The 26,003-nt window shown below is 59.4% G+C and carries 19 protein-coding genes and 3 tRNA genes; 5 read left to right on the forward strand and 17 right to left on the reverse strand.

Annotated features, from left to right (window positions below; all coding sequences use genetic code 11):
• Nucleotides 1-61: 61 nt before the first annotated feature.
• The 13 genes from rnr to nnr form a co-directional block, all read right to left on the reverse strand.
• A complete protein-coding gene (gene rnr / locus GKQ23_RS21175) occupies nucleotides 62-2,506 on the reverse strand; it encodes a ribonuclease R (RefSeq protein ID WP_056235425.1) in 2,445 nt (814 codons plus the stop codon).
• A 16-nt stretch (nucleotides 2,507-2,522) separates the two neighbouring features.
• Entirely contained in the window at nucleotides 2,523-2,966 is a 444-nt protein-coding gene (nsrR, locus tag GKQ23_RS21180; RefSeq protein ID WP_212411916.1) for a nitric oxide-sensing transcriptional repressor NsrR, read from the reverse strand.
• A 322-nt stretch (nucleotides 2,967-3,288) separates the two neighbouring features.
• Nucleotides 3,289-4,587 carry an adenylosuccinate synthase gene (locus GKQ23_RS21185; protein WP_212409362.1) on the reverse strand — a complete coding sequence of 433 codons (1,299 nt, stop codon included), beginning with the start codon at nucleotides 4,585-4,587 and terminating at the stop codon, nucleotides 3,289-3,291.
• A gap of 124 nt (nucleotides 4,588-4,711) precedes the next feature.
• Nucleotides 4,712-4,912, reverse strand: coding sequence for a DUF2065 domain-containing protein (locus GKQ23_RS21190; protein WP_056235415.1), 201 nt, complete (start codon nucleotides 4,910-4,912; stop codon nucleotides 4,712-4,714).
• A 93-nt stretch (nucleotides 4,913-5,005) separates the two neighbouring features.
• The gene (gene hflC, locus GKQ23_RS21195) at nucleotides 5,006-6,010 is read right to left on the reverse strand and encodes a protease modulator HflC (protein ID WP_056235413.1); all 1,005 of its coding nucleotides are present in this window, start codon (nucleotides 6,008-6,010) and stop codon (nucleotides 5,006-5,008) included.
• A 3-nt stretch (nucleotides 6,011-6,013) separates the two neighbouring features.
• Entirely contained in the window at nucleotides 6,014-7,264 is a 1,251-nt protein-coding gene (gene hflK / locus GKQ23_RS21200; RefSeq protein WP_056235410.1) for an FtsH protease activity modulator HflK, read from the reverse strand.
• Nucleotides 7,265-7,328: 64 nt separating this feature from the next.
• Nucleotides 7,329-8,612, reverse strand: coding sequence for a ribosome rescue GTPase HflX (hflX, locus tag GKQ23_RS21205; RefSeq protein WP_056235407.1), 1,284 nt, complete (start codon nucleotides 8,610-8,612; stop codon nucleotides 7,329-7,331).
• A gap of 209 nt (nucleotides 8,613-8,821) precedes the next feature.
• A complete protein-coding gene (gene hfq, locus GKQ23_RS21210) occupies nucleotides 8,822-9,133 on the reverse strand; it encodes an RNA chaperone Hfq (protein WP_056235404.1) in 312 nt (103 codons plus the stop codon).
• Between the two features lie 103 nt (nucleotides 9,134-9,236).
• The gene (gene miaA / locus GKQ23_RS21215) at nucleotides 9,237-10,187 is read right to left on the reverse strand and encodes a tRNA (adenosine(37)-N6)-dimethylallyltransferase MiaA (protein WP_212409363.1); all 951 of its coding nucleotides are present in this window, start codon (nucleotides 10,185-10,187) and stop codon (nucleotides 9,237-9,239) included.
• Complete coding sequence (mutL, locus tag GKQ23_RS21220) at nucleotides 10,184-12,289, reverse strand: DNA mismatch repair endonuclease MutL (RefSeq protein WP_212409364.1); 2,106 nt, start codon at nucleotides 12,287-12,289, stop codon at nucleotides 10,184-10,186. The genes miaA and mutL overlap by 4 nt, the downstream gene beginning before the upstream one ends.
• A 166-nt stretch (nucleotides 12,290-12,455) precedes the next feature.
• Nucleotides 12,456-14,150: an N-acetylmuramoyl-L-alanine amidase AmiB gene (gene amiB / locus GKQ23_RS21225; RefSeq protein WP_101506116.1), complete on the reverse strand. Its 1,695-nt coding sequence runs from the start codon at nucleotides 14,148-14,150 to the stop codon at nucleotides 12,456-12,458.
• The gene (tsaE, locus tag GKQ23_RS21230; RefSeq protein ID WP_056235394.1) at nucleotides 14,147-14,623 is read right to left on the reverse strand and encodes a tRNA (adenosine(37)-N6)-threonylcarbamoyltransferase complex ATPase subunit type 1 TsaE; all 477 of its coding nucleotides are present in this window, start codon (nucleotides 14,621-14,623) and stop codon (nucleotides 14,147-14,149) included. Before tsaE ends, amiB begins: the two co-directional genes overlap by 4 nt.
• The gene (gene nnr / locus GKQ23_RS21235) at nucleotides 14,620-16,143 is read right to left on the reverse strand and encodes a bifunctional ADP-dependent NAD(P)H-hydrate dehydratase/NAD(P)H-hydrate epimerase (RefSeq protein ID WP_212409365.1); all 1,524 of its coding nucleotides are present in this window, start codon (nucleotides 16,141-16,143) and stop codon (nucleotides 14,620-14,622) included. The genes tsaE and nnr overlap by 4 nt, the downstream gene beginning before the upstream one ends.
• Between nnr and queG the strand changes: the two genes are divergently transcribed.
• Complete coding sequence (gene queG / locus GKQ23_RS21240) at nucleotides 16,142-17,281, forward strand: tRNA epoxyqueuosine(34) reductase QueG (RefSeq protein WP_101506118.1); 1,140 nt, start codon at nucleotides 16,142-16,144, stop codon at nucleotides 17,279-17,281. The genes nnr and queG overlap by 2 nt on opposite strands.
• Nucleotides 17,282-17,594: 313 nt before the next feature.
• On the opposite strand, the gene GKQ23_RS21245 is transcribed toward queG, so the two are convergent.
• Nucleotides 17,595-17,670: transfer RNA gene (locus GKQ23_RS21245), tRNA-Gly, on the reverse strand.
• A gap of 398 nt (nucleotides 17,671-18,068) precedes the next feature.
• Nucleotides 18,069-18,144, reverse strand: a tRNA-Gly gene (locus GKQ23_RS21250).
• A 288-nt stretch (nucleotides 18,145-18,432) separates the two neighbouring features.
• Between GKQ23_RS21250 and GKQ23_RS21255 the strand changes: the two genes are divergently transcribed.
• Nucleotides 18,433-19,410, forward strand: a complete 978-nt coding sequence (locus GKQ23_RS21255) for a siderophore ABC transporter substrate-binding protein (RefSeq protein ID WP_212409366.1) — start codon at nucleotides 18,433-18,435, stop codon at nucleotides 19,408-19,410.
• A gap of 189 nt (nucleotides 19,411-19,599) precedes the next feature.
• Here the strand turns inward: GKQ23_RS21255 and GKQ23_RS21260 are convergent.
• Nucleotides 19,600-19,675 (reverse strand) — tRNA-Gly (locus GKQ23_RS21260).
• Between the two features lie 242 nt (nucleotides 19,676-19,917).
• Nucleotides 19,918-20,463, reverse strand: coding sequence for an oligoribonuclease (gene orn / locus GKQ23_RS21265; RefSeq protein ID WP_056235383.1), 546 nt, complete (start codon nucleotides 20,461-20,463; stop codon nucleotides 19,918-19,920).
• Nucleotides 20,464-20,565: 102 nt separating this feature from the next.
• Here orn and rsgA point away from each other — a divergent pair, with 102 nt between their 5' ends.
• From rsgA to mscM, 3 genes are all read left to right on the forward strand, one after another.
• A complete protein-coding gene (gene rsgA / locus GKQ23_RS21270) occupies nucleotides 20,566-21,627 on the forward strand; it encodes a small ribosomal subunit biogenesis GTPase RsgA (protein WP_056235380.1) in 1,062 nt (353 codons plus the stop codon).
• 92 nt (nucleotides 21,628-21,719) lie between these two features.
• Entirely contained in the window at nucleotides 21,720-22,619 is a 900-nt protein-coding gene (asd, locus tag GKQ23_RS21275; protein WP_056235377.1) for an archaetidylserine decarboxylase, read from the forward strand.
• 9 nt (nucleotides 22,620-22,628) lie between these two features.
• Nucleotides 22,629-25,964, forward strand: coding sequence for a miniconductance mechanosensitive channel MscM (gene mscM, locus GKQ23_RS21280; RefSeq protein WP_056235374.1), 3,336 nt, complete (start codon nucleotides 22,629-22,631; stop codon nucleotides 25,962-25,964).
• Nucleotides 25,965-26,003: the final 39 nt, after the last annotated feature.

The raw sequence follows: 26,003 nt of genomic DNA on the forward strand, positions 1-26,003 counted from the left end.
GACCAGCTGCGCCCCGGACGTTAAGAGCAACGGGCGACACGCGCCGCCCGGCAGGCAGGCGCTACTGCTCGCTGCCGCTGTTTTTCTTGCTGCGTTTTGCCCGGGTGGCTGCAGCAATTTTGCGGGTTTTATCAGACGGTTTGCGCGGCTTTTTCTCCGCTTTATCACCCGGCGCGGCTGCCTGCTCTTTCGGCGCACGGGCGCTGCTGTCACGCTCGGCACTGGCACCTTTACGCGGCGCACGACGGCGGCTGCCGCTGTTTTTCGCACCGCCACGCTTCTCACGCTCGCGCTCGGTTTTACCTTCGCCACGTGGTTTACGGGCGCTGGAGATCAGCGCAAAGTCGATTTTGCGCTCGTCCATATGCACCGCGTTAACCCGTACTTCAACCGTATCGCCGAGGCGATAGCTGCGCCCGCCGGATTCGCCGATCAGGCGCTGGCCGACGGCGTCAAACCGGTAGTAGTCATTATCCAGCGAGGAGACGTGCACCAGGCCATCGATAAACAGGTCGTTCAGGCGCACGAAGAAGCCAAAACCGGTCACGCTGGAGATCACGCCGGTAAAGGCTTCGCCGACCTGGTCCTGCATAAAGTCACACTTCAGCCAGTCCGCTACGTCGCGGGTGGCTTCATCCGCCCGGCGTTCGGTCATCGAACAGTGCTGGCCGAAATGCAGCATCTGCTGCAGATCGTAGTGGTAGCCACCGGTCGGCGTGGTGTTGGCCTCACTGCCGTTCTCTTTTGCCAGCAGGTACTTAATCGCACGGTGCAGCAGCAGGTCCGGGTAGCGGCGGATGGGTGAAGTGAAGTGGGCGTAGGAGGCCAGCGCCAGGCCGAAGTGGCCACGGTTTTCCGGATCGTACACCGCCTGCTTCATTGAGCGCAGCAGCATGGTCTGCAGCATTTCGTGATCCGGACGGCCGGCGATCTGCTTCAGCAGGTCGGCGTAGTCCAGCGGCTGTGGCTTCGTTCCACCCGGCAGCGTCAGGCCCAGCTCGTTCAGCACCGAGCGGAAGCTCTTGATGTTCTCATCACTTGGGCGATCGTGGTCGCGGAACAGCGCCGGTTCGTTGTTCTTCTCAACAAAGCGCGCCGAGGCGATGTTCGCCAGGATCATGCACTCTTCAATCAGCTTGTGGGCATCGTTACGCGCCACCAGCTCAACGCGCTCGATGCGGCGATCGGCGTTGAAGACAAACTTGGCTTCATCCGTTTCGAACGAGATGCCGCCGCGCTGCTCGCGGGATTTCTCCAGCGCCAGGTACATGCGGTGCAGCTCTTCCAGGTCCTGTACCAGCGGCTCGTACTGCTGACGCAGCTCCTGATTGCCCTGCAGGATGTTCCACACCTTGTTGTAGGTCAGGCGGGCAAAGGAGTTCATTACCGCTTCGTAGTGCTTGTAGCCGGTCAGCTTACCGGTAGACGAGATAGTCATCTCGCACACCATACACAGGCGGTCTACTTCCGGGTTCAGCGAGCACAGGCCGTTAGACAGCACTTCCGGCAGCATCGGTACCACCTGTGAAGGGAAGTAGACCGAGGTGCCGCGGTTGACCGCTTCATCATCCAGCGGAGTCCCCGGGCGCACGTAGTAGCTGACGTCAGCAATCGCTACCCACAGCCGCCAGCCGCCGCCGCGTTTACGTTCGCAGAACACTGCGTCATCGAAGTCACGGGCGTCTTCGCCGTCGATGGTCACCAGCGGCAGGTCGCGCAGGTCAACACGACCGCGTTTCGCCTCTTCCGGCACCTCTTCGCTCAGGCCGGCAATCTGTTTTTCCAGCGCTTCCGGCCAGACGTGCGGAATATCATGGGTGCGCAGCGCCATATCGACGGCCATGCTGGTGCCCATATTGTCGCCCAGCACTTCCACCACTTTACCGACGGCTTTGCTGCGGCGGGTCGGACGCTGGGTCAGCTCCACCACCACCACATAACCCATGCGCGCGCCCATCAGCTCTTCGGCCGGCACCAGGATATCGAAGCTCAGGCGGCTGTCGTCCGGGACTACAAAGCCCACACCGCTCTCGGTGAAGTAGCGACCAACGATCTGGCCATTGCGCGGCTCAACCACGCGCACCATACGTGCTTCACGGCGGCCCTTGCGGTCGGCGCCCATCGCCTGCGCGAGGATCACGTCGCCATGCATACACATTTTCATCTGTTCGGCAGAGAGGTAGAGATCGTCCTTGCTGCCTTCAATACGCAGGAAGCCAAAGCCGTCGCGGTGGCCGATCACTTTGCCTTTCAGCAGGTCGAGGCGTTCCGGCAGCGCGTAGCACTGGCGGCGGGTAAACACCAGCTGACCATCGCGTTCCATGGCGCGCAGGCGGCGGCGCAGCGCTTCAGTCTGCTCCTCGCCGCTAATGGCGAGTTCGTCTGCCAGCTCTTCACGGCTGGCCGGGCTCGTCCGTTTATCCAGATGAGCAAGAATAAATTCGCGGCTGGGAATCGGGTTTTCGTATTTCTCAGCTTCGCGGTCCTGAAAAGGATCTTTTGACATCGAGGTTCCTCCGTTGTCAGCTGCTGAGTGAAGGTCGTTCAGTCAGCAAAATTTTGTAGAGCGGATGGTTGTCTTCAACCAGATCGGCCAGAGTGTAATTATCCAGTTCGCGCAGAAAACTCTGCACGGCGTCATACAGCGCCTTCTTCAGGCGGCAGGCGGAGGTAATATGGCAAAACTCCTCGCTGCAGTTGACCAGCTGCAGTGGCTCCATATCGCGCACCACCTGGCCGACAACGATATCGCTGGCTGATTTACCCAGACGAATACCGCCGTTTTTACCCCGCACGGCAGCGACATAACCGTTACGGCTAAGTTGATTGATAACTTTGACCATATGATTACGCGACACGCCGTAGGTGTCGGTAACTTCGCTAATGCTGGTCATCTTCCCCTCCGGCAGAGAGGCAAGGAAGATCAGCGCGCGTAAACCGTAATCGGTGAAGCTGGTTAGCTGCACAGTGACCTCAGAGAGACAGCCTGAACTCATGCCGTCATCCGCTTAAAACAGGAATTAACAATGATAATAAACCAGCCACTGCTAAAGCGGGCTATTTTATTTATTGCGGGAAAAATCATGGTGGCACAGCAGACGGGAACGGCAGGAAACCGGTGCGGGAGAATAACTGACCGGGCAATGCCCGGCCAGTATACACGTCATCCTTCAAGCTGCCTCTGCGTTGGCTGCTCTCGTTCACCCCAGTCACATAGTTTTCTATGTTCCCGGGGATTCACTCCTTTGCCGCCTTGATGCATCTTGAATGATTTTGTGTAGAGCATAATTATGCGTCAAACGGGTCGCGCAGAATCATGGTTTCGCTACGGTCAGGTCCGGTTGAGATAATATCAATCGGCACACCGGTCACTTCTTCAACGCGCTTGATGTAGTCCAGCGCGGCCTGCGGCAGACCTTCCCGCGTTTTCACGCCGAAGGTGGTCTCAGACCAGCCAGGCAGGGTTTCATAAATCGGCTCAATGCCTTCCCAGCCTTCTGCTGCCAGCGGCGTGGTAGTCACTTCACGGCCGTCAGGCATACGGTAAGCCACACAGATTTTAACCTCTTTCAGGCCATCCAGCACGTCCAGTTTGGTCATGCAGAAACCTGACAGGGAGTTGATCTGTACGGCGCGGCGCACGGCAACCGCATCCAGCCAGCCGGTACGACGACGGCGGCCGGTGGTAGCGCCGAACTCGTTACCCTGCTTGCAGAGGAACTCGCCGGTTTCGTCGAACAGTTCGGTCGGGAACGGGCCTGCACCCACGCGGGTAGAGTAGGCTTTGACGATACCCAGCACGTAGTCAACGTAACGCGGACCGATACCGGAACCGGTCGCTACGCCACCGGCGGTGGTGTTAGACGAGGTAACATACGGATAGGTACCGTGGTCGATGTCCAGCAGGGTGCCCTGGGCGCCTTCGAACATGATCAGGTCACCGCGCTGACGCGCACCGTCCAGCACTTCTGAAACGTCAACCACCATGCCGGTGAGGATATCGGCAATCGCCAGCGTATCCGCCAGCACTTTGTCGTAATCCACCGCATCGGTTTTGTAGTAGTTAACCAGCGCGAAGTTATGGTATTCCATCACTTCTTTCAGCTTCTGTGCGAAGGTCTCTTTGTTGAACAGATCGCCAACGCGCAGGCCACGACGGGCCACTTTATCTTCGTAAGCCGGGCCGATACCACGACCGGTGGTGCCGATCGCTTTCGCGCCACGCGCTTTCTCACGTGCCACGTCCAGCGCCACGTGATATTCCAGAATCAGCGGGCAGGCTTCAGAAATGAACAGACGCTCACGTACCGGGAAGCCGCGATCTTCCAGACCTTTCATCTCTTTCATCAGCGCAGCCGGAGACAGCACCACACCGTTGCCGATGATGCTGGTGACGTTTTCACGCAGAATGCCTGATGGAATTAAATGGAGGACGGTTTTCTCACCGTTGATGACTAGCGTATGGCCAGCGTTATGGCCGCCCTGATAGCGCACTACGTATTTAGCACGTTCCGTCAGGAGGTCAACGATCTTACCTTTACCTTCGTCACCCCATTGGGTGCCCAGTACGACAACGTTCTTACCCATTTCTCAAAATCACCGATTGCTTAAAAATGGATTCTACCATCGTCATTTTCGTCTTTCAGCTGTTTTAGCATACGATTGCGTACTTTTTTGCCGGAGCCGCGCCACAGCGCGCTACAGCTCACACTTAACCGCCGTTGCCCCGGCTGACCATGTAGAAAATTACGGCCCCGGCCACCGCCAGCCCGCCGCCAATACGCCGCAGTAAACTGTCAGGCAGCTGTGCCATCGACAGGATCATCCGCCGCCACAGGCGCGGTACCAGCATCGGCCCCAGTCCTTCCAGCACCAGTACCAGCCCCACAGCCATCCATACCGCTGTATTCATTGAAATGCGTCTCGTAGGTTCACATGATGAGTGGCGAATGTCGCCCATAAAAAAAGGCCGGAAAATCCGGCCTCTGGCAGTCACAGCAAAGGATTAGCGGGCGGTAGCGGACGGATTCTTCATAAAGCGGAAGAAGTCACTGTCCGGGCTCATCACCATCACGTCCTGATTGCTCTTAAAGCTGTTTTCATAGGCGCGCAGGCTACGGATGAAAGCGTAGAAATCCGGATCCTGGCTAAAGGCGTTGGCAAACAGCTTGGCCGCTTCCGCATCACCTTCACCCTGAGTGATCAGCGCCTGACGACGGGCCTCAGCCAGCGTGCGCTCAACCTCGTAATCGGCCTGAGCACGAACCTTGGCCGCTTCTTCCGCACCCTGGGCGCGCTGGCTACGCGCGACGGACTCACGCTCGGCACGCATACGGGCATAGATCGCGTCGGAGACTTCGGTCGGCAGGTTGATCTGCTTGATCCGCACGTCCACCACCTGAATGCCCAGCGCGGCCATACTGTTCGGGTTGATCGACGGCTCGTTGCCGGTGGTTTCACGCTCTACGCGCGCCGCCACTGAGGCAATCGCATCATCCGCTGCCGGCGTGGCAACTTCATCATCCTGACCGGCACTACCGGTATTCAGCGCATCACGCACGTCGGTGGTCAGACGGCCGCGGGAATCGGTGACGATATCCTTCACGTCCAGACGGCCAATCTCAGAACGCAGACGGTCACTGAACTTACGCTTCAGCAGCACTTCGGCCTGAGAAACATCACCACCGCCGGTGGCGAGGTAGTAACGGCTGAAGTCGCTGATCCGCCATTTGATGTAGGAATCGACGATCAGATCTTTCTTCTCTTTGGTCACGAAGCGGTCGGCCTGGTTATCCATGGTCTGGATACGGGCGTCGAGGGTCTTCACTGACTCAAGGAACGGGATCTTGAAGTGCAGGCCCGGTGCATACACCAGCGGCTTGTTCTCATCGTCACGCAGAACTTTGCCGAAGCGCATCACGATGCCACGCTGCCCTTCCTGAACCACAAACAGTGACGCGTACAGCACCACCAGCACAACAATCAATAATACGATTAATGGCTTACGCATCGTTTACTCTCTCCCTTCGCGCTGGGTATCGGTACGCTGAGCGTTCACCCGGCGCTGATCCATGATGTCGTCCGGACTGAACGACGTACTGCCCGTGGCGCGATCGTTACTGCCTGAAGATGTCGGCAGACGAGACAGGGGGTTGCTCCCTTCGCGACTGCTGGTCGCTCCGCCGGCCTGTCCACGCATCAGTTGATCCAGCGGCAGCACCATCAGGCTGTTGCCTTTATCGTTAACCAGCACCTTGCGGGTGTGGCCAAGCACGCGTTCCATGGTCTCGATATAGAGACGCTCACGGGTAATCTGCGGTGCCGCTTTGTATTCCGGCAGAATACGCGCAAAGCTGTCGACTTCACCCTGCGCTTCCAGCGTTACGCGGGACTTGTAAGCACGGGCTTTTTCGAGAATACCCTGCGCATCACCACGCGCACGCGGCAGCTTATCGTTGGCGTAGGCTTCCGCTTCACGGACTGCCTGCTCGCGGTTTTCACGCGCGGCGATCGCATCATCGAAGGAGGCCTTCACATCTTCCGGTGGACGCGCGGTCTGGAAGTTGACGTCCAGCAGGGTGATACCCATATCGTACGGGCGCACGGTCTCTTCCAGCTCACGCTGGGTTTCGCTACGCACCACGGTACGCCCTTCGGTCAGGATACGATCCATCGTTGAGCGGCCAATCACGCCGCGCAGCGCGCTGTCGGTGGCCTGACGCAGGCTGTCGTCTGCGCTGGTGACGGCGAACAGATAGCGTTCCGGGTTAGTGACGCGGTACTGCACGTTCATCTCAACGCGGACCACGTTCTCATCGGAGGTCAGCATGGTGCCGGAAGCTGACAGCTCGCGTACCGCCTCTACGTTCACCGCGCGAACCTGGTCGATAAAGGTCGGCTTCCAGTTAAGGCCCGGCTCAACCAGATGGCTGAACTTACCAAAGCGTGTCACCACGCCACGTTCTGCTTCTTTGATGGTGTAGAAACCGCTGGCGGCCCAAATCACCACCGCCGCAACGCCGACAATCCCGACCAGACGCCCGCCGTTACCCGGCCTGCGCTGACCACCGTCACCGTTATCACTATTCTTGTTACCACCGCCCAGGCCACCGAGCTTGCTGCTCAGCTTACGGAAGATATCATCAAGATCGGGAGGCCCCTTATCGCGCCCTCCCTTATTTCCCCCAGAGTTGCCGCCTTGATTATTGCTGCTTCCCCACGGGTCGCGGTCCTGTCCGTTATTCCCGGGCTGATTCCACGCCATGTTTATACTCCATTAATTGTGTGTGCGGTGGTACCCCAGGCCGGGATACGCGTGTCAGGCAAAATCAGTTAACAATGTAATTCGCCAGCGTCGGTTCCTGTTTACACAGGCGGCGCCAGTCGACGATCGGCATACGCACGTGCATTCCCACGCTGCCATCTTCTTCGTTCCACTCTTTTTCAATCGCGTGAAGCTGATAAAAACGGCTGCGCAGCCGCCCCGCTTCCGGCGGCAGACGTAAATCAACCTGAGCGATCTCGCCGGCCAGCCGCTCGGTCAGCGCCTGGAACAACAGCGGCAACCCGACGCCGGTTTGGGCAGAGAGCCAGACCCGAATGGGCCGGTTCTCTTCATCGCGATCGATACGTGGCTCAAAACCGTCCAGCATATCGATTTTATTCATCACCAGCAGGCTGGGGATCTGATCGGACTCAATCTCTTCCAGCACCACGTTAACCGCCTCGATGTTTTCCTCAAGGCGCACGTCGGCGGCGTCAATCACGTGCAACAGCAGCGTTGCCTCGCGCGTCTCCTGCAGCGTGGCCTTAAACGCGGCCACGAGGTCGTGTGGCAAATGGCGAATAAAGCCGACGGTATCGGCCAGCACCACTTCACCGACGTCGGCGACGTCCACCCGGCGCAGGGTCGGGTCGAGGGTGGCAAACAGCTGGTCTGCCGCATAAACGTCGGCAGAGGTTAAGCGGTTAAACAGGGTGGATTTACCAGCGTTGGTATAGCCCACCAGAGACACGGTCGGCACATCGGCCTTGTTACGCGCCTGCCTGCCCTGCTCACGCTGTTTTTCAACGCGCGACAGGCGGGAAAGAATCAGGGTAATGCGGTTACGCAGTAAACGACGGTCGGTTTCCAGCTGAGTTTCCCCTGGGCCACGTAAACCAATACCGCCTTTCTGGCGCTCAAGGTGCGTCCAGCCGCGAACCAGACGGGTGGCAAGGTGGCGCAGCTGCGCGAGCTCTACCTGCAGTTTACCTTCGTGGGTGCGCGCGCGCTGGGCGAAGATATCAAGGATCAGTCCGGTACGGTCAATTACCCGGCACTGACACAGCGCTTCCAGATTACGCTCCTGCGCCGGCGTTAAGGCATGATCGAACAGTACCACCGTGGCACCGCTCTCTTTTACCGCCTCGGCAATTTCTGCCGCTTTACCTTCACCCACAAAATATTTCGGGAGGGGCGCTTTGCGGCTGCCGGTTACGACACGCAACGCTTCCACGCCGGCGGAAGAGACCAGAGATTCAAACTCCTGGAGGTCTTCCATATCCCGATCCTGGGTAAAGTAGATGTGAACCAGTACGGCGTGCTCACCGGCATCATAACGGTCAAACAATATTGCAACCTCTCGGAACCCTGTGAAACCTGATGCGCGATGGCCTTACGGCGTCAAATTCAGATTAATTTGCGCGTTCGGCTCGGCGAACGGCTTGTATGCGCGATTTCGCTCCGCTCCGGGCGAATGAGGAAACCGGCTTAACGTCTTTGCCAGGACGGGGTGTCTGCTGGCTGGCAGAGCCCCGTCATGGTGGGACAGTGACTTACTTACTCAGCGTCGTCATTGTCTTGTGCAGGCTGGGAAGACCCACCCTGATTGCTACCGCCGTGATGATAGTTGCTGCTTCCGCCACCCGCATTGTTGCTGTGGTGGGAGACCGGACGGGACGGGACAACGGTAGAGATCGCGTGCTTATACACCATCTGGCTAACCGTGTTTTTCAGCAAAATAACAAACTGGTCAAACGACTCGATCTGCCCCTGCAGTTTAATGCCGTTGACCAAATAAATTGAAACCGGAACACGTTCGCGACGCAGTGCGTTCAAGAACGGATCTTGCAAAGATTGCCCCTTAGCCATTCTATCTTTTCCTTATATGCTTGTTGTTTATAACTTTAAGAACCTTGCAGTTCGAAATACGACCTAAAAAATTTGCGCACGATAACAAACCAATTGTACACAATCACCCATGCTTAGCACTAAGAACCTGTAGCACGCTGGCATACGCCGCCTCAGGATGTTCGCTGTCAAGCCAGTGAACGTTTTCCCAACCGCGTAACCAGGTTATCTGGCGCTTAGCCAACTGCCGGGTCGCGCAAATTCCCCGATAAACCATTTCATCGTAATCAATTTCGCCCGACAAAAATAACCACATCTGGCGATAACCAACACAACGAATGGAAGGCATATCCGTATGCAAATCACCTCGTGCAAACAGTGCCCGAGCCTCCGCTTCAAACCCTGACGCCAGCATCTGATGAAAGCGCTGCTCAATACGCTGATGGATCAGCTCGCGATTCGCGGGTGCGATAGCAAACTGGGCCACATCATAAGGCAGAGCTTCACCGGATGTTTTCGTCAGTTCCGTTAAAGTTTTACCCGAAATAAAAAAAACTTCCAGTGCTCGCGAGAGTCTCTGGGGATCATTCGGATGAATACGAGCGCCAGCAACGGGATCTATGTCACATAACTGACCGTGCAGCGCTTCCCAGCCCTGCTCACTCGCCATCTGCTCTATACGCTGACGCACTTCAGGATCCGCCGGGGGCAACGGCGACAATCCTTCCAGCAACGCCTTGTAGTAGAGCATGGTGCCACCAACAAGCAGCGGGATGTTGCCCCGCGCGGTAATCTCCGCCATTTCAGCCAGCGCATCACGACGGAATTCGGCGGCGGAATAGCTTTCTGCCGGATCGCGGATGTCCAGCAAACGATGGGGTGCCAACGCCAGCTCATCACTGGTGGGCTTAGCGGTTCCGATATCCATCCCGCGGTAGATCAGCGCAGAATCCACGCTAATCAGTTCAACCGGCTGGGTCTGGCGTAGCGCCATGGCCAGAGCCGTTTTACCCGAGGCCGTTGGCCCCATCAAAAATATCGCCTTCGGCAGGCCAGCCTTAGATTGTTCACTCATTGCTTCAGGGCGTTCATCGCCATTGTGATATCAACGTCTTGCAATAATCCGGAAGGTGGCGATTTAACCAGCTGCGGGCAGAGACGTTCCACGTCGGCCAGCAGAGCAATCGCCTGCGAGTGATTCCAGTGCGCATGTTCAGAAACCGACTGGCGCGCTAACCACTGCGCCGTCTGGCTGGCTGAAACACCCTCCTGCCGGGCTAAGTAGCCTAACAGTTCTGGAATCAAGTTTTGTAAATTTTGTTGGCGCAATGGTAAAGGCACGGCGCGCAGCATCACCCGCTGCGCGTCGTTGTGCAGATCGATACCCAGCTGGTTCAGCAGCCCGGCACAGCGGCCAATCGTGGCTATTTCAGCCTTATCTAACTGCAGCCGCACCGGGATCAGCAGCGGCTGCGGCTTCAGTCCTTCACTCCCCGGCTCCAGCTGTGCCTGTTTCAGCCAGCGTTCGGCCACGCTGAGCGACAACAGCGTCAGACGGTTTTTGCTTTCCAGCAGCGCATACTGCTGTTGCACCACCGTCAACACGCGGCCAAAGCTCTGAGCATGGCCGCTTAGCGGGGCGTCGACCGCTGCCGTGGCACGCGGCGCAGTGGCGGCGGGCGGGGAAGAAACATCAGCCTGCGCATAAGGCTGTTTCGGCTCTTCTCCACGCCCCGCCGCCGGCGTGGTCATCAGCTGGCGGTACAGTGCGCCTTCGCGCTGCTGATACTGCGGCAGCTGGCCGGGCCAGCCCGCCTCCGTTGCAGCGGCGGCCCCGGTGCGGCTGCCGTTGTCTGCATGTGTCGTTGGGTAGGTTCGTGCCTGTATGCCTGCCTCAGCACCTGTGTCTGCGCCTGCCTTTGTGCCCGCATCTGAATTTGTGGCTGCAGTTGTGCCTGTACCTGCATTTGTACCGGCACCCACATTTGCGGCTGAACCTGGCCTGGTGTCTGTTCCGGTAGCGGCATCGGGTGCGGGTACGGCGAACCCGCCCCGTTCTGTATCACCGCGGTTTCGCCCGGCGGCCGGTGAGGCAAAGTGATTCTCTCCCGCCGCCTGACGGTTTTCCGGCTGCCAGCGTTCGGACGACTGCGCAGCAACGTCTGGCAGCGTGGGCGCTTCACAGGCCTGCAGCACGCTGATCACGCCCTGGTAAATAAAATCGTGCACCAGCCGCGACTGATGGAAGCGCACCTCATGCTTGGCCGGATGCACGTTGACATCAACCTGGTGCGGGTCGATCTCCAGATAGAGCACATAGGCCGGTTGATGGCCATCGCCGAGCTTGTCCTGATAGGCCTGGCGAATCGCATGGCCGATGAGCCGGTCGCGCATCATGCGGCCGTTGACATAGCAGTACTGCAGCTCGCTCAGCGCCTTCGACCCGACCGGATCGGCCACCCAGCCCTGCAGGATCAGATCGCCATGCTGCCATTCAATGCGCAGCGCATGGCTGATAAAGGTGGATCCGCAGATCGCCGCCAGCCGCCGTTCACGCTGCGTGGGATCGCTGGCACCGCGATACTGACGCACCAGCTTGCCGTTGTGGCTAAGGGAGAAAGCCACGTCGAAGCGCGCCAGCGCAATACGGCGGATCACTTCATCAATATGGGTAAATTCGGTTTTCTCGGTGCGCATAAACTTGCGCCGCGCCGGGGTGTTGTAGAACAGGTCCAGCACTTCCAGCGTGGTGCCCTGCGGGTGGGCGGCCGGTTTCAGGGTTACCGCCTGGTCACGCCCTTCGGCGTAAGCCTGCCAGGCTTCGCTCTGCTCCGCCGTGCGCGAGGTCAGCAGCAGACGCGACACCGAGCTGATACTGGCCAGCGCTTCACCGCGAAAACCGAGGCTGGCGATCGCTTCCAGATCGTCGAGAGTGCTGATTTTACTGGTGGCATGACGCGCCAGCGCCATTGCCAGCTCCTCTTTACCGATGCCGCAGCCGTTATCGCGAATGCGGATCAGCTTAGCCCCCCCCTTCTCGATATCGATATCGATGCGGGTCGCGCCGGCATCCAGGCAGTTTTCCACCAGCTCTTTCACCACCGACGCCGGGCGCTCAACCACCTCACCGGCGGCAATCTGATTGGCAAGCTGGGGGGGTAAGATCTGAATGGGCATCATCACTCCTCAATTATTCCATCGCGGCATTGACCGGCAGTACGCGGTGCTTAAGCCAGCGTGCGTTTCCGGCCGGGCGGCTGCAAGGGGGCCAGCCCGGATCTTCTCAGTGTGCACCCGGCCAGGAAACCGGCGGCAGAAACCGGGAACCTCCACGTTCAGCCGCTCAGGATGCCGGAATGGTCAGCGTCTGCCCCAGCATCACGTTCTGCGACTTCATTTTATTCGCCTGCTGGATCGCCTGCGGGCTGACGCCGTAATGCGCCGCGATCGCCGTCAGCGAGTCACCGCGCACCACCTTATGCCGCTGGGCGCGTTTCGGTCTGGCGTGGTTTGCTGCCTGTGTTACCACGCGGGCCGTCTGCGCCCCCGCCGGCACCTTCAGCCGCTGACCCACCCATACCACATCTTTCTTCAGCGTATTCATACCGCGCAGGGTGGCCATGCTGGCACCGTACTGCGCGGCGATACCGGACAAGGTTTCCCCGCGCTTAACCACGTGACGCTGCACGGCACCGGTGTAGACGGTGCCAGCCGGGGCCGGTTCAGGCTCTGCGTTAACCGCCGCTGCGGACTGCAACGGTCGGTTTTCCTCCTTTGGGACGGATTGTAGCGGGTGCGCCAGGAAGTAGTTGCGCAAGCCTTTATAGATCGACTCGGCAATCTTCTGCTGGTATGCGCTACTGCCAAGCAGTCGCTCCTCCGAAGGGTTGCTGATAAAGCCGGTTTCCACCAGCAGGGAAGGAATATCCGGCGAGCGCAGGACGCCCAGGCTGGCATGTTCCGGTCGGCGCTTGTGCAGCGCGCCGACGCGCTGCAGCTGAGCAATCACTTTTACCGCCACGTCGTAGCCTACACGCTGTGAGTGGCCAAACTGCAGGTCGAGCACCGCCTGGCTGAGGTACGGGTCTGCCTGGCTGTTGGCCAGCAGGTCGCCGGCACCGCCCAGCAGTTCCGACTGTTTCTCGTGCTGTTCCAGCCAGCCGGCCATTTCGCTGTTGGCGCGACGGTTAGACAGCACCCACACTGAGGCACCTGACGCGCTACGGCTGGGGGCGGCATCGGCATGGATCGATACCAGAAGATTCGCATTCTGCTTGCGCGCCACGTCGGAACGCCCCATCACCGAGATAAAGTAGTCGCCGTCGCGGGTCATCACCCCCTTAAACATCGGGTCGGCGTTCAGCAGCTCTTTCAGCTTGCGGGCGATGGCGATGGTAACATTTTTCTCTTTTAGCCCGCTGGGCCCGATGGCACCCGGGTCCTGACCGCCGTGGCCGGCATCAATCGCCACGATCGCCACATCGCTGCTGCTGGCACGGGAGGTACGCGGACGTGCGACCTGGTTACCGCTGGTGACGGTGGTCACCGGATTTGCGCCAAACGGATTTTTCGCCGGTTCACTGCTGACCGGTGCCGGACGTGAGGTACCCGCGCTGCTGACCGGGGCCGGACGTGCGGCCGGTTTCGCCGGCTGGCGGCTGCTGATGGTAAACACCACGTTATAAGTGCTGCCGTTGCGCTGGGTCACCGCGCGGGTTTTACCGGCCTCCGTCAGCTCAAACACCAGACGGATGCTCTGGCTGTCTTTCGCCTCGCTGGAGCGGATGCGTTTAACCAGGTTCTCGCCGCTAAATTCGAGCGGTAGCCCCTTCACCACGCCGCTCTGGCGGATATCCAGCACCACCCGCTCCGGGTTATGCAACGGGAAAAAGGCGTACACCGGCTGCCCGGCAAAGCTGAGTTTTACCGTGGCTTCGTTGCTGCCGTTAGCCACCTGAATATCCGAAAGATTGGCCGCCAGCGTACTGAAGGTGCAGCACAGCAGCGCCAGCATCAGCCAGGACTTCACCTGCCTCATGCTTCCCCCTCCGCGCGCGCGAACTGCTGCAGCATCTGCTCACCGTTAGCCGAGCGGGCACGCAGCTCGGCCTGGCGCGCGTGGCCCTGGTAGCTGAGATGCAGTTCGAGATCGGGTTCAGGCAGTACGCCGGTGCCCTGCTGCGGCCACTCGACCAGACAGATACTGTCGTCACCGAAGTAGTCACGGATGCCCATAAATTCCAGCTCTTCCGGATCGGCAAGGCGGTACAGGTCAAAATGATAGACGCGGCGATCGGGCAGCACGTAGGGCTCCACCAGCGTATAGGTCGGGCTTTTTACGTTGCCCTGATGCCCCAGCGCCTGCAGGAATCCACGGCTGAAGGTGGTTTTTCCTGCACCGAGATCGCCATAAAGATAGAGGGTCGCCGCGCCATCACAGGCGCGGGCCAGCCGGGCACCCATTGCGAGAGTTGCTGCCTCATCGGGCAACGCGATTACACAGGTCATCATTCTTTTATATTCGACATCTCAGGATTAACAAACAGATACAGCCAGGAGAACAGATCGGTTGCCAGCATACCACGCGTACCATAGCGCCGTGCTACCGCGTCTGCCGCTGCGCCGTGCGCGACACAGCCCGCGCAGGCTGCATCAAACAGTGAGAGCCCTTGCCCCGCCAGGCTGGCAATAATACCGGATAACACATCGCCCATGCCGCCGCTGGCCATGCCGGCATTGCCGACATCGGCAATCGCCAGCGCCCCCTGCGGCCCGGCAATCAGTGTGCCGGCACCTTTCAGCACCACCACGCCGCCATAGCGTTTCGCCAGGCGCTGTGCCGCAAGTAAGCGGTCACTCTCAATTTCGCTAACGTTACTGTTCAGCAAACGCGCCGCTTCACCCGGATGTGGCGTAATAATGCGATTTTGACGTTTATCGGGGCTGATTGCCAGCAGGTTAAGCGCATCGGCATCCCAAAGCATCGGTTTGTTTGAGTTTTCGACCTTCTTTAAGGCCTTTTTACCCCAGTCGCGCTGTCCCAGTCCCGGACCGATGACGATCGTATCGGCCCATTCCAGGCCGTCATCCAGCGTCTGTGCGTCCAGCTCCTGCACCATCAGTTCCGGGCGGGCGGTCAGCAGCGGCGCCACATTATCTTTGTGAGTAAGCACTCGCACCAGGCCTGATCCTGTGCGCAGCGCCGCTTCAGCGGCCATACGTATAGCACCCGCCGTGCCGTGATCGCCGCCGATTACCAGCAGCTTACCGTGATCGCCTTTGTGTGAGGTGGCTTTGCGCGGCTGCAGCCAGCGCGTGAGGTGCGTTGCGTCAAAGCGGGCGATGGCGGGAGGCTGACTGGCCAGGAATGCTTCCAGTCCCAGCGGGTGATAATGCAGCCGGCCCCGGTAGTCGCGCGCTTTTCCGGTCAGTAGCCCGGGCTTAAGGGCGATAAAGCTTAGCGTATGCGTAGCGATAATCGCCGCACCGGGCGTTGTACCGGTAGTGGCCGCTAACCCTGAGGGCACATCCACGGCAAATACCGGGGCCGGATGGCCGTTTGCCCGCTCAATCAGCCGCGCGTAAGGTTCAGCAGGGGCGCGGTTCAGCCCACTACCGAGCAGCGCATCGACGATAACGTCCACACTCTGCGGCCAGGCCGCCGATGCTGCGTGGATCACACCGCCCGCCGCCCGCCAGGCTTCCCGTGCCTGCCGGGCTTCCTCGGGCTGCGACGTATCACTCTCCACCGCCAGCAGCGTCACGCTGATGCCCGCTGCCTGCGCCAGCCGCGCCACCACATAGCCGTCGCCACCGTTATTACCGTGGCCACACAGCACCAGCCAGTGACGGCTATCGGGCCACAGGCGCTGCAGTGCGCTGAACGCCGCCTGCCCGGCGCGCTGCATCAGTTCATACAGCGTCAAACCCAGGCTGTCCGCCCCTTCGCGCTCCAGCCGGGCAATCGCCTCCACAGGCCAGACAGATTCAGGTAAACTTAACGGGTCTTCCAGCTGGTTCAGGTTATTCATGTCGCATCCTCTCGATCTCCATCAACTCGCCCGGGATATTAAACAGTGGGGGCTTGAACTCGGCTTTCAGCAGGTCGGTATCACCGATACCGATTTAACGCTGGAGGAGCCGCGCCTGCAGGCGTGGCTGGATAAACAATACCACGGCGAGATGGACTGGATGGCGCGCCACGGTATGATGCGCGCCCGCCCCCACGAACTGCTGCCCGGCACCCTGCGGGTGATCAGCGTTCGTATGAACTATCTGCCGGCCAAAGCCGCCTTTGCCAGCACGCTGAAAAACCCCCGTCTGGGCTACGTCAGCCGCTACGCGCTGGGCCGCGACTACCACAAAGTATTGCGCAATCGCCTGAAAAAGCTCGGTGATATGATCCTTGAGCGCTGCGGCGACGCGCAGTTCCGGCCGTTTGTTGACTCGGCCCCGCTGCTGGAGCGCCCGCTGGCGGCCAAAGCCGGGCTGGGCTGGACCGGTAAACACTCGCTGATCTTAAACCGTGAAGCCGGATCGTGGTTTTTCTTAGGGGAACTGCTGATCGACCTGCCGCTGCCGATTGACAGTCCGGTGGAGGAAAACTGCGGCCGCTGCGTCGCCTGCATGACCACCTGCCCGACCGGTGCCATCGTCGAACCCTACACGGTAGACGCGCGTCGCTGCATCTCCTATCTGACCATCGAGCTGGAAGGGGCGATCCCGGAAGAGTTCCGCCCGCTGATCGGCAACCGCATCTACGGCTGCGACGACTGCCAGCTGATCTGCCCGTGGAACCGCTATGGCCAGCTGACAGATGAAGATGATTTCAGCCCGCGCGCGGTGCTGCACGCGCCGCCGCTGACCGAGCTGTTTGCCTGGGATGAGGCTAAATTCCTGCGCATCACCGAAGGCTCGGCCATTCGCCGGATTGGTCATCTGCGCTGGTTGCGCAATATTGCCGTCGCCCTGGGTAACGCACCGTGGGATGAACACCACCTGCAGGCGCTGGAAAGCCGCCGCGGCGAAAACACGCTGCTGGATGAGCATATTGCGTGGGCTATCGCCCAACAGCTGGCCCGCCGGGAGGAAAATGCGGTAGAGGTGCAAACCAGCCAGCAAAAACGCCTGGTACGGGTAATAGAGAAAGGATTACCGCGTGATGCTTAATTGCGCAAGGTGACGAATTTCAGCCACGCGAAAACTATCCACACGCTGTGAATAAAATTAAAAAAGCGTTGTCATTCAACCGGGAAAAAAAGCACAAGCGATCTGCATAACAGAATGAAACATTAACAATAATAATAAAAACAGTATGTTACGCAGAATATGTAAGAATTTACTGAGATCGTGGAAAAAACCACTGCCAGCGTAAGCTGTGGATAACTCTGTTTACGATTTTTCACTATCCGGATCGACAAGACCACCGCACGGCGCCCGGCGCTGTGGATAATTATGCTGCGTATTGAGAAAGTTTATTATCTGGAGCGGGAAACGAGACTCGAACTCGCGACCCCGACCTTGGCAAGGTCGTGCTCTACCAACTGAGCTATTCCCGCTTAGAAGTGATGCTGCTTTACTGCGCAAATCAACGTGTAACTTATTGATTTTTATAACTTTTACCTCGCCATTCCGGAGAGGAGGTCGCTATTATGGACCTCTTTGGCTGGAGTGGCAAGCGGAGTTTTGAAAAAATATCGTGTTGCGCAAAAATCTGGCGATCCAGGGCAACAGTTTGCTCATCAGAGTTAGATGATTCCACATTTTCTCCGCATCTGTCTCTGCAATCGGCTCGCGTAAAGCACCACTCAGTGCCCGGCTTCACGAAAACACAGCAGGCCGGGGAATGTCGGCAGCAAAGAGAATGAGGCGAAGGATAAGCATCATGCAGAAACGAAAAAAGGACCCGAAGGTCCTTTTTTCACTCGCCTGCCGGCGTAACCGACGGCGAAAAATTTGGAGCGGGAAACGAGACTCGAACTCGCGACCCCGACCTTGGCAAGGTCGTGCTCTACCAACTGAGCTATTCCCGCTTGGGTGGTGCAATCAAACATTTGGTAATTGTTTGATTAGATTCATCTTTTAATTCCTGAATCAGGAATGGGCGCTATTATGGCGTGCCGGGGCGGCGCTGGCAAGCCCTGATAACGGCTTTTTTCACCTATCCGTGCTGACTGCTATAAAAACCTCCAGTTTCGCCAGGTTACGGCGAAATTCTCACCATTTCCGCCGGGTAAACCTGAGCGCTGTACATCCTGAACGAAATCCGTATTATTTATTGAGAACGATTATCAATTACACTTACATAGGATGTGACTATAATGCCTCTACATCGTTTAACCCGTGCCTGCCTCGCCAGCTGCCTGTTACTGACCGCCGGTGCCGGTTTCACCACCGCCGCCACCGCCGCTATCCCTGCTGCAGCTTCCACCGCTTCCGACAGCGTGGCGATAACCGACAGCATTAACACCCAGACCATCAAGAAGAACCCAAAAAACGTGGTGGTCTACGATCTGGCAATACTGGAGATCCTCGACGTGCTGGGCGTGAAGGTTTCCGGCCTGTCGCTGCCACAGAAAAAAGGCAGCTTCCCGCCGTTCCTCAGCCAGTATGAGTCCGGCCCTTACTACAACGCCGGTAATCCGTTTAAGCCGGACTTCGAGACGTTGCGTAAAGAGAAGCCGGATCTGATCATCGGCGGTGAGCGCGCCTTTGAATCCACCGACAAGTTCCGTGAAATTGCGCCAACGCTGGAAATGACACTCGATCACGCCCATCTGCTGCAGAGCCTGGAACAGCGTACCCGCTCGCTGGGCGAACTGTTCGACAGGCAACCGCAGGCCGAAGCTGCGATTAAGGCGCTGGAAGAAGATGTGAATAAGGTGCGCCCGCTGGCGGAGAAGGCCGGCACGGCGATGACCATCCTCACCACCGGCGATAAGCTGATGGGCTACGGCAGCGGCGGCAAATATGGCTTTATCACCGACTTTATCGGCTTTAAGGATGCGACGCCGTTAACCCACAACAGCCGCTTCGGCGAAGTGATCGACAGCGCGCGTATCGCCAAAGCCAATCCGCAGTGGATCTTTGTGATTGACCGCGACTCGGTGCTCGGCAAAAGCCCTGGCTACAGCAACGCAAGAAAACTGCTGGATAATGCCGATGTGAAAGGAACCGATGCCGCCAAAAACAACCGCATCATCTACCTGAACGCGCAGGAGATTTACGGCTCCGGTGGTATCACTACCTACCGCAACCAGGCGCAGCGGATTTACCAGCTGCTGAAAGACGCGAAATAAGCGCAGACGTTAAGGGACGGGCGGTGGCCGCATCGCCCGTTTAACCACTTCATGCCCTGAATGCGTCGTTACGCCAGTGCCTGATGCACGCAGATAGCGGATGGCACAGCGCTGTGGCTGAGAAACAAAAAAAGGCCCCCGAAGGGACCTTCTTTCGCATCCGGCAGACTACAATCTACCGGATTAATCTGGAGCGGGAAACGAGACTCGAACTCGCGACCCCGACCTTGGCAAGGTCGTGCTCTACCAACTGAGCTATTCCCGCAGGGGTCGTACCGATGTAATTTTCTGACCGGTACGGGGAGCGCATTATACGGAGTTTCCTTACCCCTGCAACCCCTCGTGCAAAAAAACTTTCATAAAACCGTTCGATCGGCTGTTTTTCCACCATCCTGAGTCATTTTCTGACTCAGGATGAATGAAGCGCGGCACGCGCCATTCAGTCCGGGCCTTACGCCGCCACCTCCCTCGCTTCGCGCGCGCGTCAGCCTTTCGTTGCACGGCCGCTTACAACTGAATAAAGTGCTCGCGGTAGTAAGCCAGTTCGGCCACCGACTCGCGGATGTCGTCCATCGCCTGGTGGCTGCCCTGCTTTTTAAAACCGGGCAGGATCTCCGGCTTCCAGCGGCGCGCCAGCTCTTTCAGCGTGCTCACGTCCAGATAGCGATAATGGAAGTACGCTTCCAGCTCCGGCATATATTTGAACAGGAAACGGCGATCCTGGCCGATGCTGTTGCCACAGATCGGGGAGGTATTGGCCGGTGCCCACTGTTTGAGGAACTCAATGGTCGCCAGCTCGGCGGCGCGATCGTCAAACTGGCTGGCCTTAACCCGCTCAACCAGGCCGCTGTTGGTGTGGGTACGTACGTTCCACTCGTCCATCAGCGCCAGCTGAGCGTCCGACTGATGCACGGCAAACACCGGCCCCTCCGCGAGAATGTTCAGGTCGGCATCGGTCACCAGAGTGGCGATCTCAATAATACGATCCTGCTCCGGGTCCAGCCCGGTCATCTCAAGATCGATCCAAATCAGATTATTTGCATTAGCAGTCATAGTGCGTCTCACGGTAGCCAGAGCGGCATTGTCTCAATTTAGCGTGTATGATAGACGTTTTGCCCGCGAAGGGCGAAATATGCCGTAACCGTGTGAGGAACAGTGACTAAAAACAAACTATCCAAAGGTCAGCAACGTCGCGTGAGTGCCAACCACGATCGTCGCCTGAAGCAGCGTGCCGATAAACCCGAGCCGGATGACAGCCTGTTTGGTGAAGCACGTGATGGCGTGGTGATCAGCCGTTTTGGTATGCATGCCGACGTTGAAGACGCGGACGGTTCGGTGCACCGCTGTAATATCCGCCGGACCATTCGTTCGCTGGTCACCGGCGACCGCGTGCTGTGGCGCCCCGGTGTTGAGGGCGGTGCCACGGTCAAAGGCATTGTTGAAGCCGTACACGAGCGCACCTCGGTGCTGACCCGTCCGGACTTTTACGACGGCGTAAAACCGATTGCCGCCAACATTAACCAGATTGTGGTGGTGTCGGCGATTCTGCCGGAGCTGTCGCTGAACATTATCGACAGGTATCTGGTGGCCTGCGAAACGCTGGGCGTCGAACCGCTGCTGGTGCTGAATAAAACCGACCTGCTGGACGACGAAGCCCGCGCCTTTGTCGACGAGCAGATGAATATCTACCGCCATATCGGCTACCCGGTGCTGATGGTATCGAGCTACCGCAAAGAGGGCCTGGCCGAGCTGGAGCAGGCGCTGGCTGGCCGTATCAGCATCTTTGCCGGCCAGTCCGGCGTCGGTAAATCCAGCCTGCTGAACGCGCTGCTGGGGCTGGAGCTGGGTAACAATGAGATCCTGACCAACGACGTGTCAGACGTCTCTGGCCTCGGCCAGCACACCACCACCGCTTCGCGCCTGTATCACTTCCCGCACGGTGGTGACGTGATCGACTCCCCTGGCGTGCGTGAATTCGGTTTATGGCACCTGGAGCCGGAACAAATCACCCGCGGATTTGTCGAATTCCGTGACTATCTGGGTGGTTGTAAATTCCGCGACTGCAAGCACGACACCGATCCAGGCTGTGCCATCCGCGAAGCGGTAGATAAAGGCGAGATCGACGAGTCCCGCTTCGTCAACTATCACCAGATTCTGGAAACGATGGCTGAAGTGCAGGCAAAAACCCGCCGCAATTTCACCAGCGACAAAGACTGACGGCGCTGCCGGGGCGGCCATAGCCTTAACCCCCCGGCGCTGCTACAATCCGCCCCCTTTTCTCTTTTGCTGTCTTAAGCCAGGAGGCTCACGTGTTAGATCGTATTAAACTCGGCCTGAATAACTTACTGCCGAAACAAGCCCTGACTGAACTGGCCGGCTGGGGAGCCAGCAAACGCGCCGGCTGGCTGACGAAAGCGGTGATCGACGCTTTCGTCTGGTTCTATAAGGTCGATATGAAAGAGGCGCAGAAGCCGGATACCGCCAGCTATCGCACGTTTAACGACTTTTTCGTCCGCCCGCTGCGCGACGATGCCCGCCCGCTGAATACCGATCCTAACCAGCTGATCCTGCCGGCAGACGGTGCCATCAGCCAGCTGGGCCGCATTGAAGGCGACCAGATTTTCCAGGCCAAAGGCCATACCTACTCGCTGGAAGCGCTGCTGGCCGGTCAGGCCGCGATGGTGGATCTGTTCCGTGACGGCGAGTTCGTCACCACCTATCTGGCACCGCGCGACTATCACCGCGTGCATATGCCGTGCAACGGCATCCTGCGCGAGATGATCTACGTGCCGGGCGATCTCTACTCGGTGAATCCGTTGACCGCACAGAACATCCCGAACCTGTTTGCCCGTAACGAGCGTGTCATCTGCCTGTTCGATACTGAGTTCGGTCCGCTGGCGCAGATCCTGGTCGGTGCCACCATCGTCGGCAGCATTGAGACCGTCTGGGCCGGTACCGTCACCCCACCGCGTGAAGGCGTGATCAAACGCTGGAGCTGGCCGGGTGCCGAAGAAGAGGGCTCCGTGGTGCTGCTGAAAGGCCAGGAGATGGGCCGCTTCAAGCTCGGTTCTACGGTGATTAACCTGTTCGCCGCGGGCAAAGTCCAGCTGGCAGAAAGCCTGGCGGCGGAGAGCAAAACCCGCCTCGGCGAACCGCTGGCCATTGCACTGCAAAAAGAGAGTGCGGAAGATGTTCTCCACCACCCATAGCAGGCCGCCATGTTACGTCTGATCCCTGCCCTGTTACTCGGCTGGAGCCTGCTCCAGCCGGTGTACGCCGCCAGCCTGCCCGATGCTACACAGGTCGGGCAGCAGCTTGAAGAAGCCAAAGCCGATAAATCCGCCGCCGGCCAGACCGATCGGGTCGAAGCGCTGCAGTCCACCCTTAACGCGCTGGACGAGCGTAAGCAGTCGCTGGCGCGTACTGCCGAATACCAGCAGGTTATCGACGACTTCCCGAAACTGACCCGCGAACTGCGTCAGCAGATTGCCGGACTGACCGACGGCAGTAAAGCGCCCCGCGCCAGTATGAGCGCCGCCGAGCTGGATCAGGAGATCCTGCAGGTGAGCAGCCAGCTGCTGGAGGAGCGCCGCCAGGCGCAGCAGGAGCAGGATCGCGCCCGGGAGATCAGCGATTCGCTTTCGCAGCTGCCGCAGCAGCAGAGCGAAGCCCGCCGCAGCCTGAACGAGATCGAACGCCGCCTGCAGGGGCAACCCACAGCCAACACGCCGCTGGGCCAGGCTCAGTTAGCCGCCCGTCAGGCGGAATCTGCCGCACAGAAGGCGCGGGTGGATGAGCTGGAGCTGGCGCAGCTCTCCGCCAACAACCGTCAGGAGCTGGCGCGGATGCGTGCCGAGGTGCACCAGCGCACCGCCAGCCAGATGGACAGCTACCTGCAGGATCTGCGTAACCTGCAGAACAGCCAGCGCCAGCGGGAAGCCGAAACCGCGCTGGCCCGCACCGAACAGCTGGCGGAGAACAGCGGCGACCTGCCTGCCGGGATTGCCGAGCAGTTCCGCGTCAACCGCGAGCTCTCCGCCGCGCTGAACCAACAGGCGCAGCGGCTGGACCTGGTGGCCTCGCAGCAGCGCACCGCCGCCAACCAGACCCTGCAGGTGCGCCAGGCGCTGAGCACCATTCGTGAACAGTCGCAGTGGCTGGGCGTCTCTAACGTGCTCGGTGAAGCGCTGCGCGCGCAGGTCGCCCGCCTGCCGGATATACCGAAACCGCAGCAGCTGGACAGCGAAATGGGTGAGCTGCGCGTCCAGCGTCTGAAGTATGAGGATCTGCTGGAACACCAGCAGACGCTGCGCCAGCTGCGCCAGGACGACAACAGTAACCTGACCACAGAGCAGCGGCGCATTCTTGACGCGCAGCTGAAAACCCAGCGCGAGCTGCTGACCTCGCTGCTCTCCGGCTGCGACAATCTGATTCTGGAAGTGACCAAGCTGAAGGTCGGCAACACCCAGCTGGTGGACGCGCTGAACGAAGTGAAAGAGGCCGCCCACCGCTACCTGTTCTGGACCGCCGACGTCAGCGCTATCGGCTTCAGCTTCCCGCTGGATCTGGCGCGCGACCTGCAGAAGCTGCTGTCGCTGGATACGCTGGGCCAGCTGGGCGGCGCGCTGGTGATGATGGTCACCAGCCGGGAGACGGTGCTGCCGCTGCTCGGTGCCGTGCTGCTGGTCGGCTTCAGCCTCAGCTCACGCCGCCACTTCCGCCGCTTCCTCGAACGGGCGTCCGGCAAGGTCGGCAAGGTGACGCTGGACCACTTCAGCCTGACGCTGCGCACCGTCTTCTGGTCGATCCTGGTGGCGCTGCCGCTGCCGGTGCTGTGGGCGGCGCTGGGCTACGGCTTACAGCACGCCTGGCCCTATCCGCTGGCGGTAGCGATTGGCGACGGCGTCACCGCCAGCGTCCCGCTGCTGTGGGCATTTATGATCAGCGCCACCTTTGCCCGTTCGCAGGGGCTGTTTATCGTCCACTTCCGCTGGCCGCAGGCCCGCGTGGCGCGGGCGATGCGCTTCTACACGCTGTGCGTCGGGCTGGTCGTGCCGTTGATCATGCTGCTGATCGCCTTCGACAACCTCGAAGAGCGCCAGTTCTCACCGACGCTGGGCCGCGTCTGCTTTATTCTGATCTGCGGCGCGCTGAGCCTGGTGACCGTCAGCCTGAAACGCGCCGGCATCCCGCTGCACCTTGATAAAGAGGGCAACGGCGAGAACGTGATCAATAACATCCTGTGGAACGTGATGATCGCCATCCCGCTGGTGGCGGCACTGGCCTCGTGCATCGGCTATCTGGCTACCGCCCAGGCGCTGCTGGCGCGGTTAGAGACCTCGGTGGCGATCTGGTTCCTGCTGCTGGTGATCTACCACATTATCCGCCGCTGGATGCTGATCCAGCGGCGTAAAATCGCCTTTGACCGCGCCCGCCAGCGCCGTGCAGAGATCCTCGCCCAGCGCGCGCGCGGCGAAGAGGATCTGGCCGCCCAGCAGAGCGCGGCGGACAGCATCGATGTTGAAGAGCCGGTGATCGATCTCGATGCGATCAGCGCCCAGTCGCTGCGGCTGGTGCGTTCGATCCTGACGTTAATCGCGCTGGTGTCGGTGATCGTGCTGTGGTCAGAGATCCACTCGGCGTTTGGCTTCCTCGAAAACATCCGCCTGTGGGACGTCAGCACCACCGTGCAGGGCGTTGAGAGCCTGCAACCGATCACCCTCGGTTCGGTGCTGATCGCGATTCTGGTGCTGATTATCACCACTCAGCTGGTGCGCAATATGCCCGCCCTGCTTGAGCTGGCGCTGCTGCAGCACATCAGCCTGACGCCGGGCACCGGCTACGCTATCACCACCATCACCAAATATGTGCTGGTGCTGGTGGGCGGGCTGGTCGGCTTCTCGATGATCGGCGTTGACTGGTCGAAGCTGCAGTGGCTGGTGGCGGGTTTAACGCTGGGGCTGGGCTTCGGGCTGCAGGAGATCTTCGCTAACTTCGTCTCCGGCCTGATTATCCTGTTTGAGAAACCGATCCGTATCGGCGATACCGTGACCATCCGCGATCTGACCGGCAGCATCACCCGCATCAACACCCGTGCCACCACCATCACCGACTGGGACCGCAAAGAGATTATCGTGCCGAACAAGGCCTTTATCACCGAGCAGTTCGTCAACTGGTCGCTGTCGGACTCGGTGACCCGCGTGGTGCTGACCATTCCGGCGTCTGCCGAGGCCAACAGTGAGGAAGTGACCAACGTGCTGATGACGGCGGCACAGCGCTGCTCATACGTGCTGGACACGCCGCCGCCGGAAGCCTTCCTGGTGGACCTGCAGCAGGGTATTCAGCTGTTTGAGCTGCGTATTCACGCCGCCGAGATGGGCCACCGCATGCCGCTGCGCCATGAGCTGCATCAGCTGATCCTGCGCGGCTATCAGGAGCACAATCTGGAGATGCCGTTCCCACCGTTCCAGGTGCGTATGGAGACGCTGGGTCGCAAAACGCCGGCCAGCAACGGTGCGCCGGCGGCACGCAACTACAAATCAGGTGGACTGTAACCGGGATGGCCGCAATGCTGCCGCGGAATAGCCGCCGCT

The sequence above is a fragment of the Erwinia sp. E602 genome (genome assembly GCF_018141005.1).
In the GTDB taxonomy this organism is placed as follows: Bacteria; Pseudomonadota; Gammaproteobacteria; order Enterobacterales; family Enterobacteriaceae; genus Erwinia.

Excerpts from the sequence above, each read along its gene's own strand:
- mscM (WP_056235374.1), top strand. The coding sequence starts at position 22,629 with ATGTTACGTCTGATCCCTGCCCTGTTACTCGGCTGGAGCCTGCTCCAG.
- tsaE (WP_056235394.1), bottom strand. The coding sequence starts at position 14,623 with ATGATGACCTGTGTAATCGCGTTGCCCGATGAGGCAGCAACTCTCGCA.
- orn (WP_056235383.1), bottom strand. The coding sequence starts at position 20,463 with ATGACTGCTAATGCAAATAATCTGATTTGGATCGATCTTGAGATGACC.
- nnr (WP_212409365.1), bottom strand. The coding sequence starts at position 16,143 with ATGAATAACCTGAACCAGCTGGAAGACCCGTTAAGTTTACCTGAATCT.
- hflC (WP_056235413.1), bottom strand. The coding sequence starts at position 6,010 with ATGCGTAAGCCATTAATCGTATTATTGATTGTTGTGCTGGTGGTGCTG.
- hfq (WP_056235404.1), bottom strand. The coding sequence starts at position 9,133 with ATGGCTAAGGGGCAATCTTTGCAAGATCCGTTCTTGAACGCACTGCGT.
- miaA (WP_212409363.1), bottom strand. The coding sequence starts at position 10,187 with ATGAGTGAACAATCTAAGGCTGGCCTGCCGAAGGCGATATTTTTGATG.
- mutL (WP_212409364.1), bottom strand. The coding sequence starts at position 12,289 with ATGCCCATTCAGATCTTACCCCCCCAGCTTGCCAATCAGATTGCCGCC.
- GKQ23_RS21185 (WP_212409362.1), bottom strand. The coding sequence starts at position 4,587 with ATGGGTAAGAACGTTGTCGTACTGGGCACCCAATGGGGTGACGAAGGT.
- GKQ23_RS21255 (WP_212409366.1), top strand. The coding sequence starts at position 18,433 with ATGCCTCTACATCGTTTAACCCGTGCCTGCCTCGCCAGCTGCCTGTTA.
- queG (WP_101506118.1), top strand. The coding sequence starts at position 16,142 with ATGTCGCATCCTCTCGATCTCCATCAACTCGCCCGGGATATTAAACAG.
- hflK (WP_056235410.1), bottom strand. The coding sequence starts at position 7,264 with ATGGCGTGGAATCAGCCCGGGAATAACGGACAGGACCGCGACCCGTGG.
- rnr (WP_056235425.1), bottom strand. The coding sequence starts at position 2,506 with ATGTCAAAAGATCCTTTTCAGGACCGCGAAGCTGAGAAATACGAAAAC.
- amiB (WP_101506116.1), bottom strand. The coding sequence starts at position 14,150 with ATGAGGCAGGTGAAGTCCTGGCTGATGCTGGCGCTGCTGTGCTGCACC.
- GKQ23_RS21190 (WP_056235415.1), bottom strand. The coding sequence starts at position 4,912 with ATGAATACAGCGGTATGGATGGCTGTGGGGCTGGTACTGGTGCTGGAA.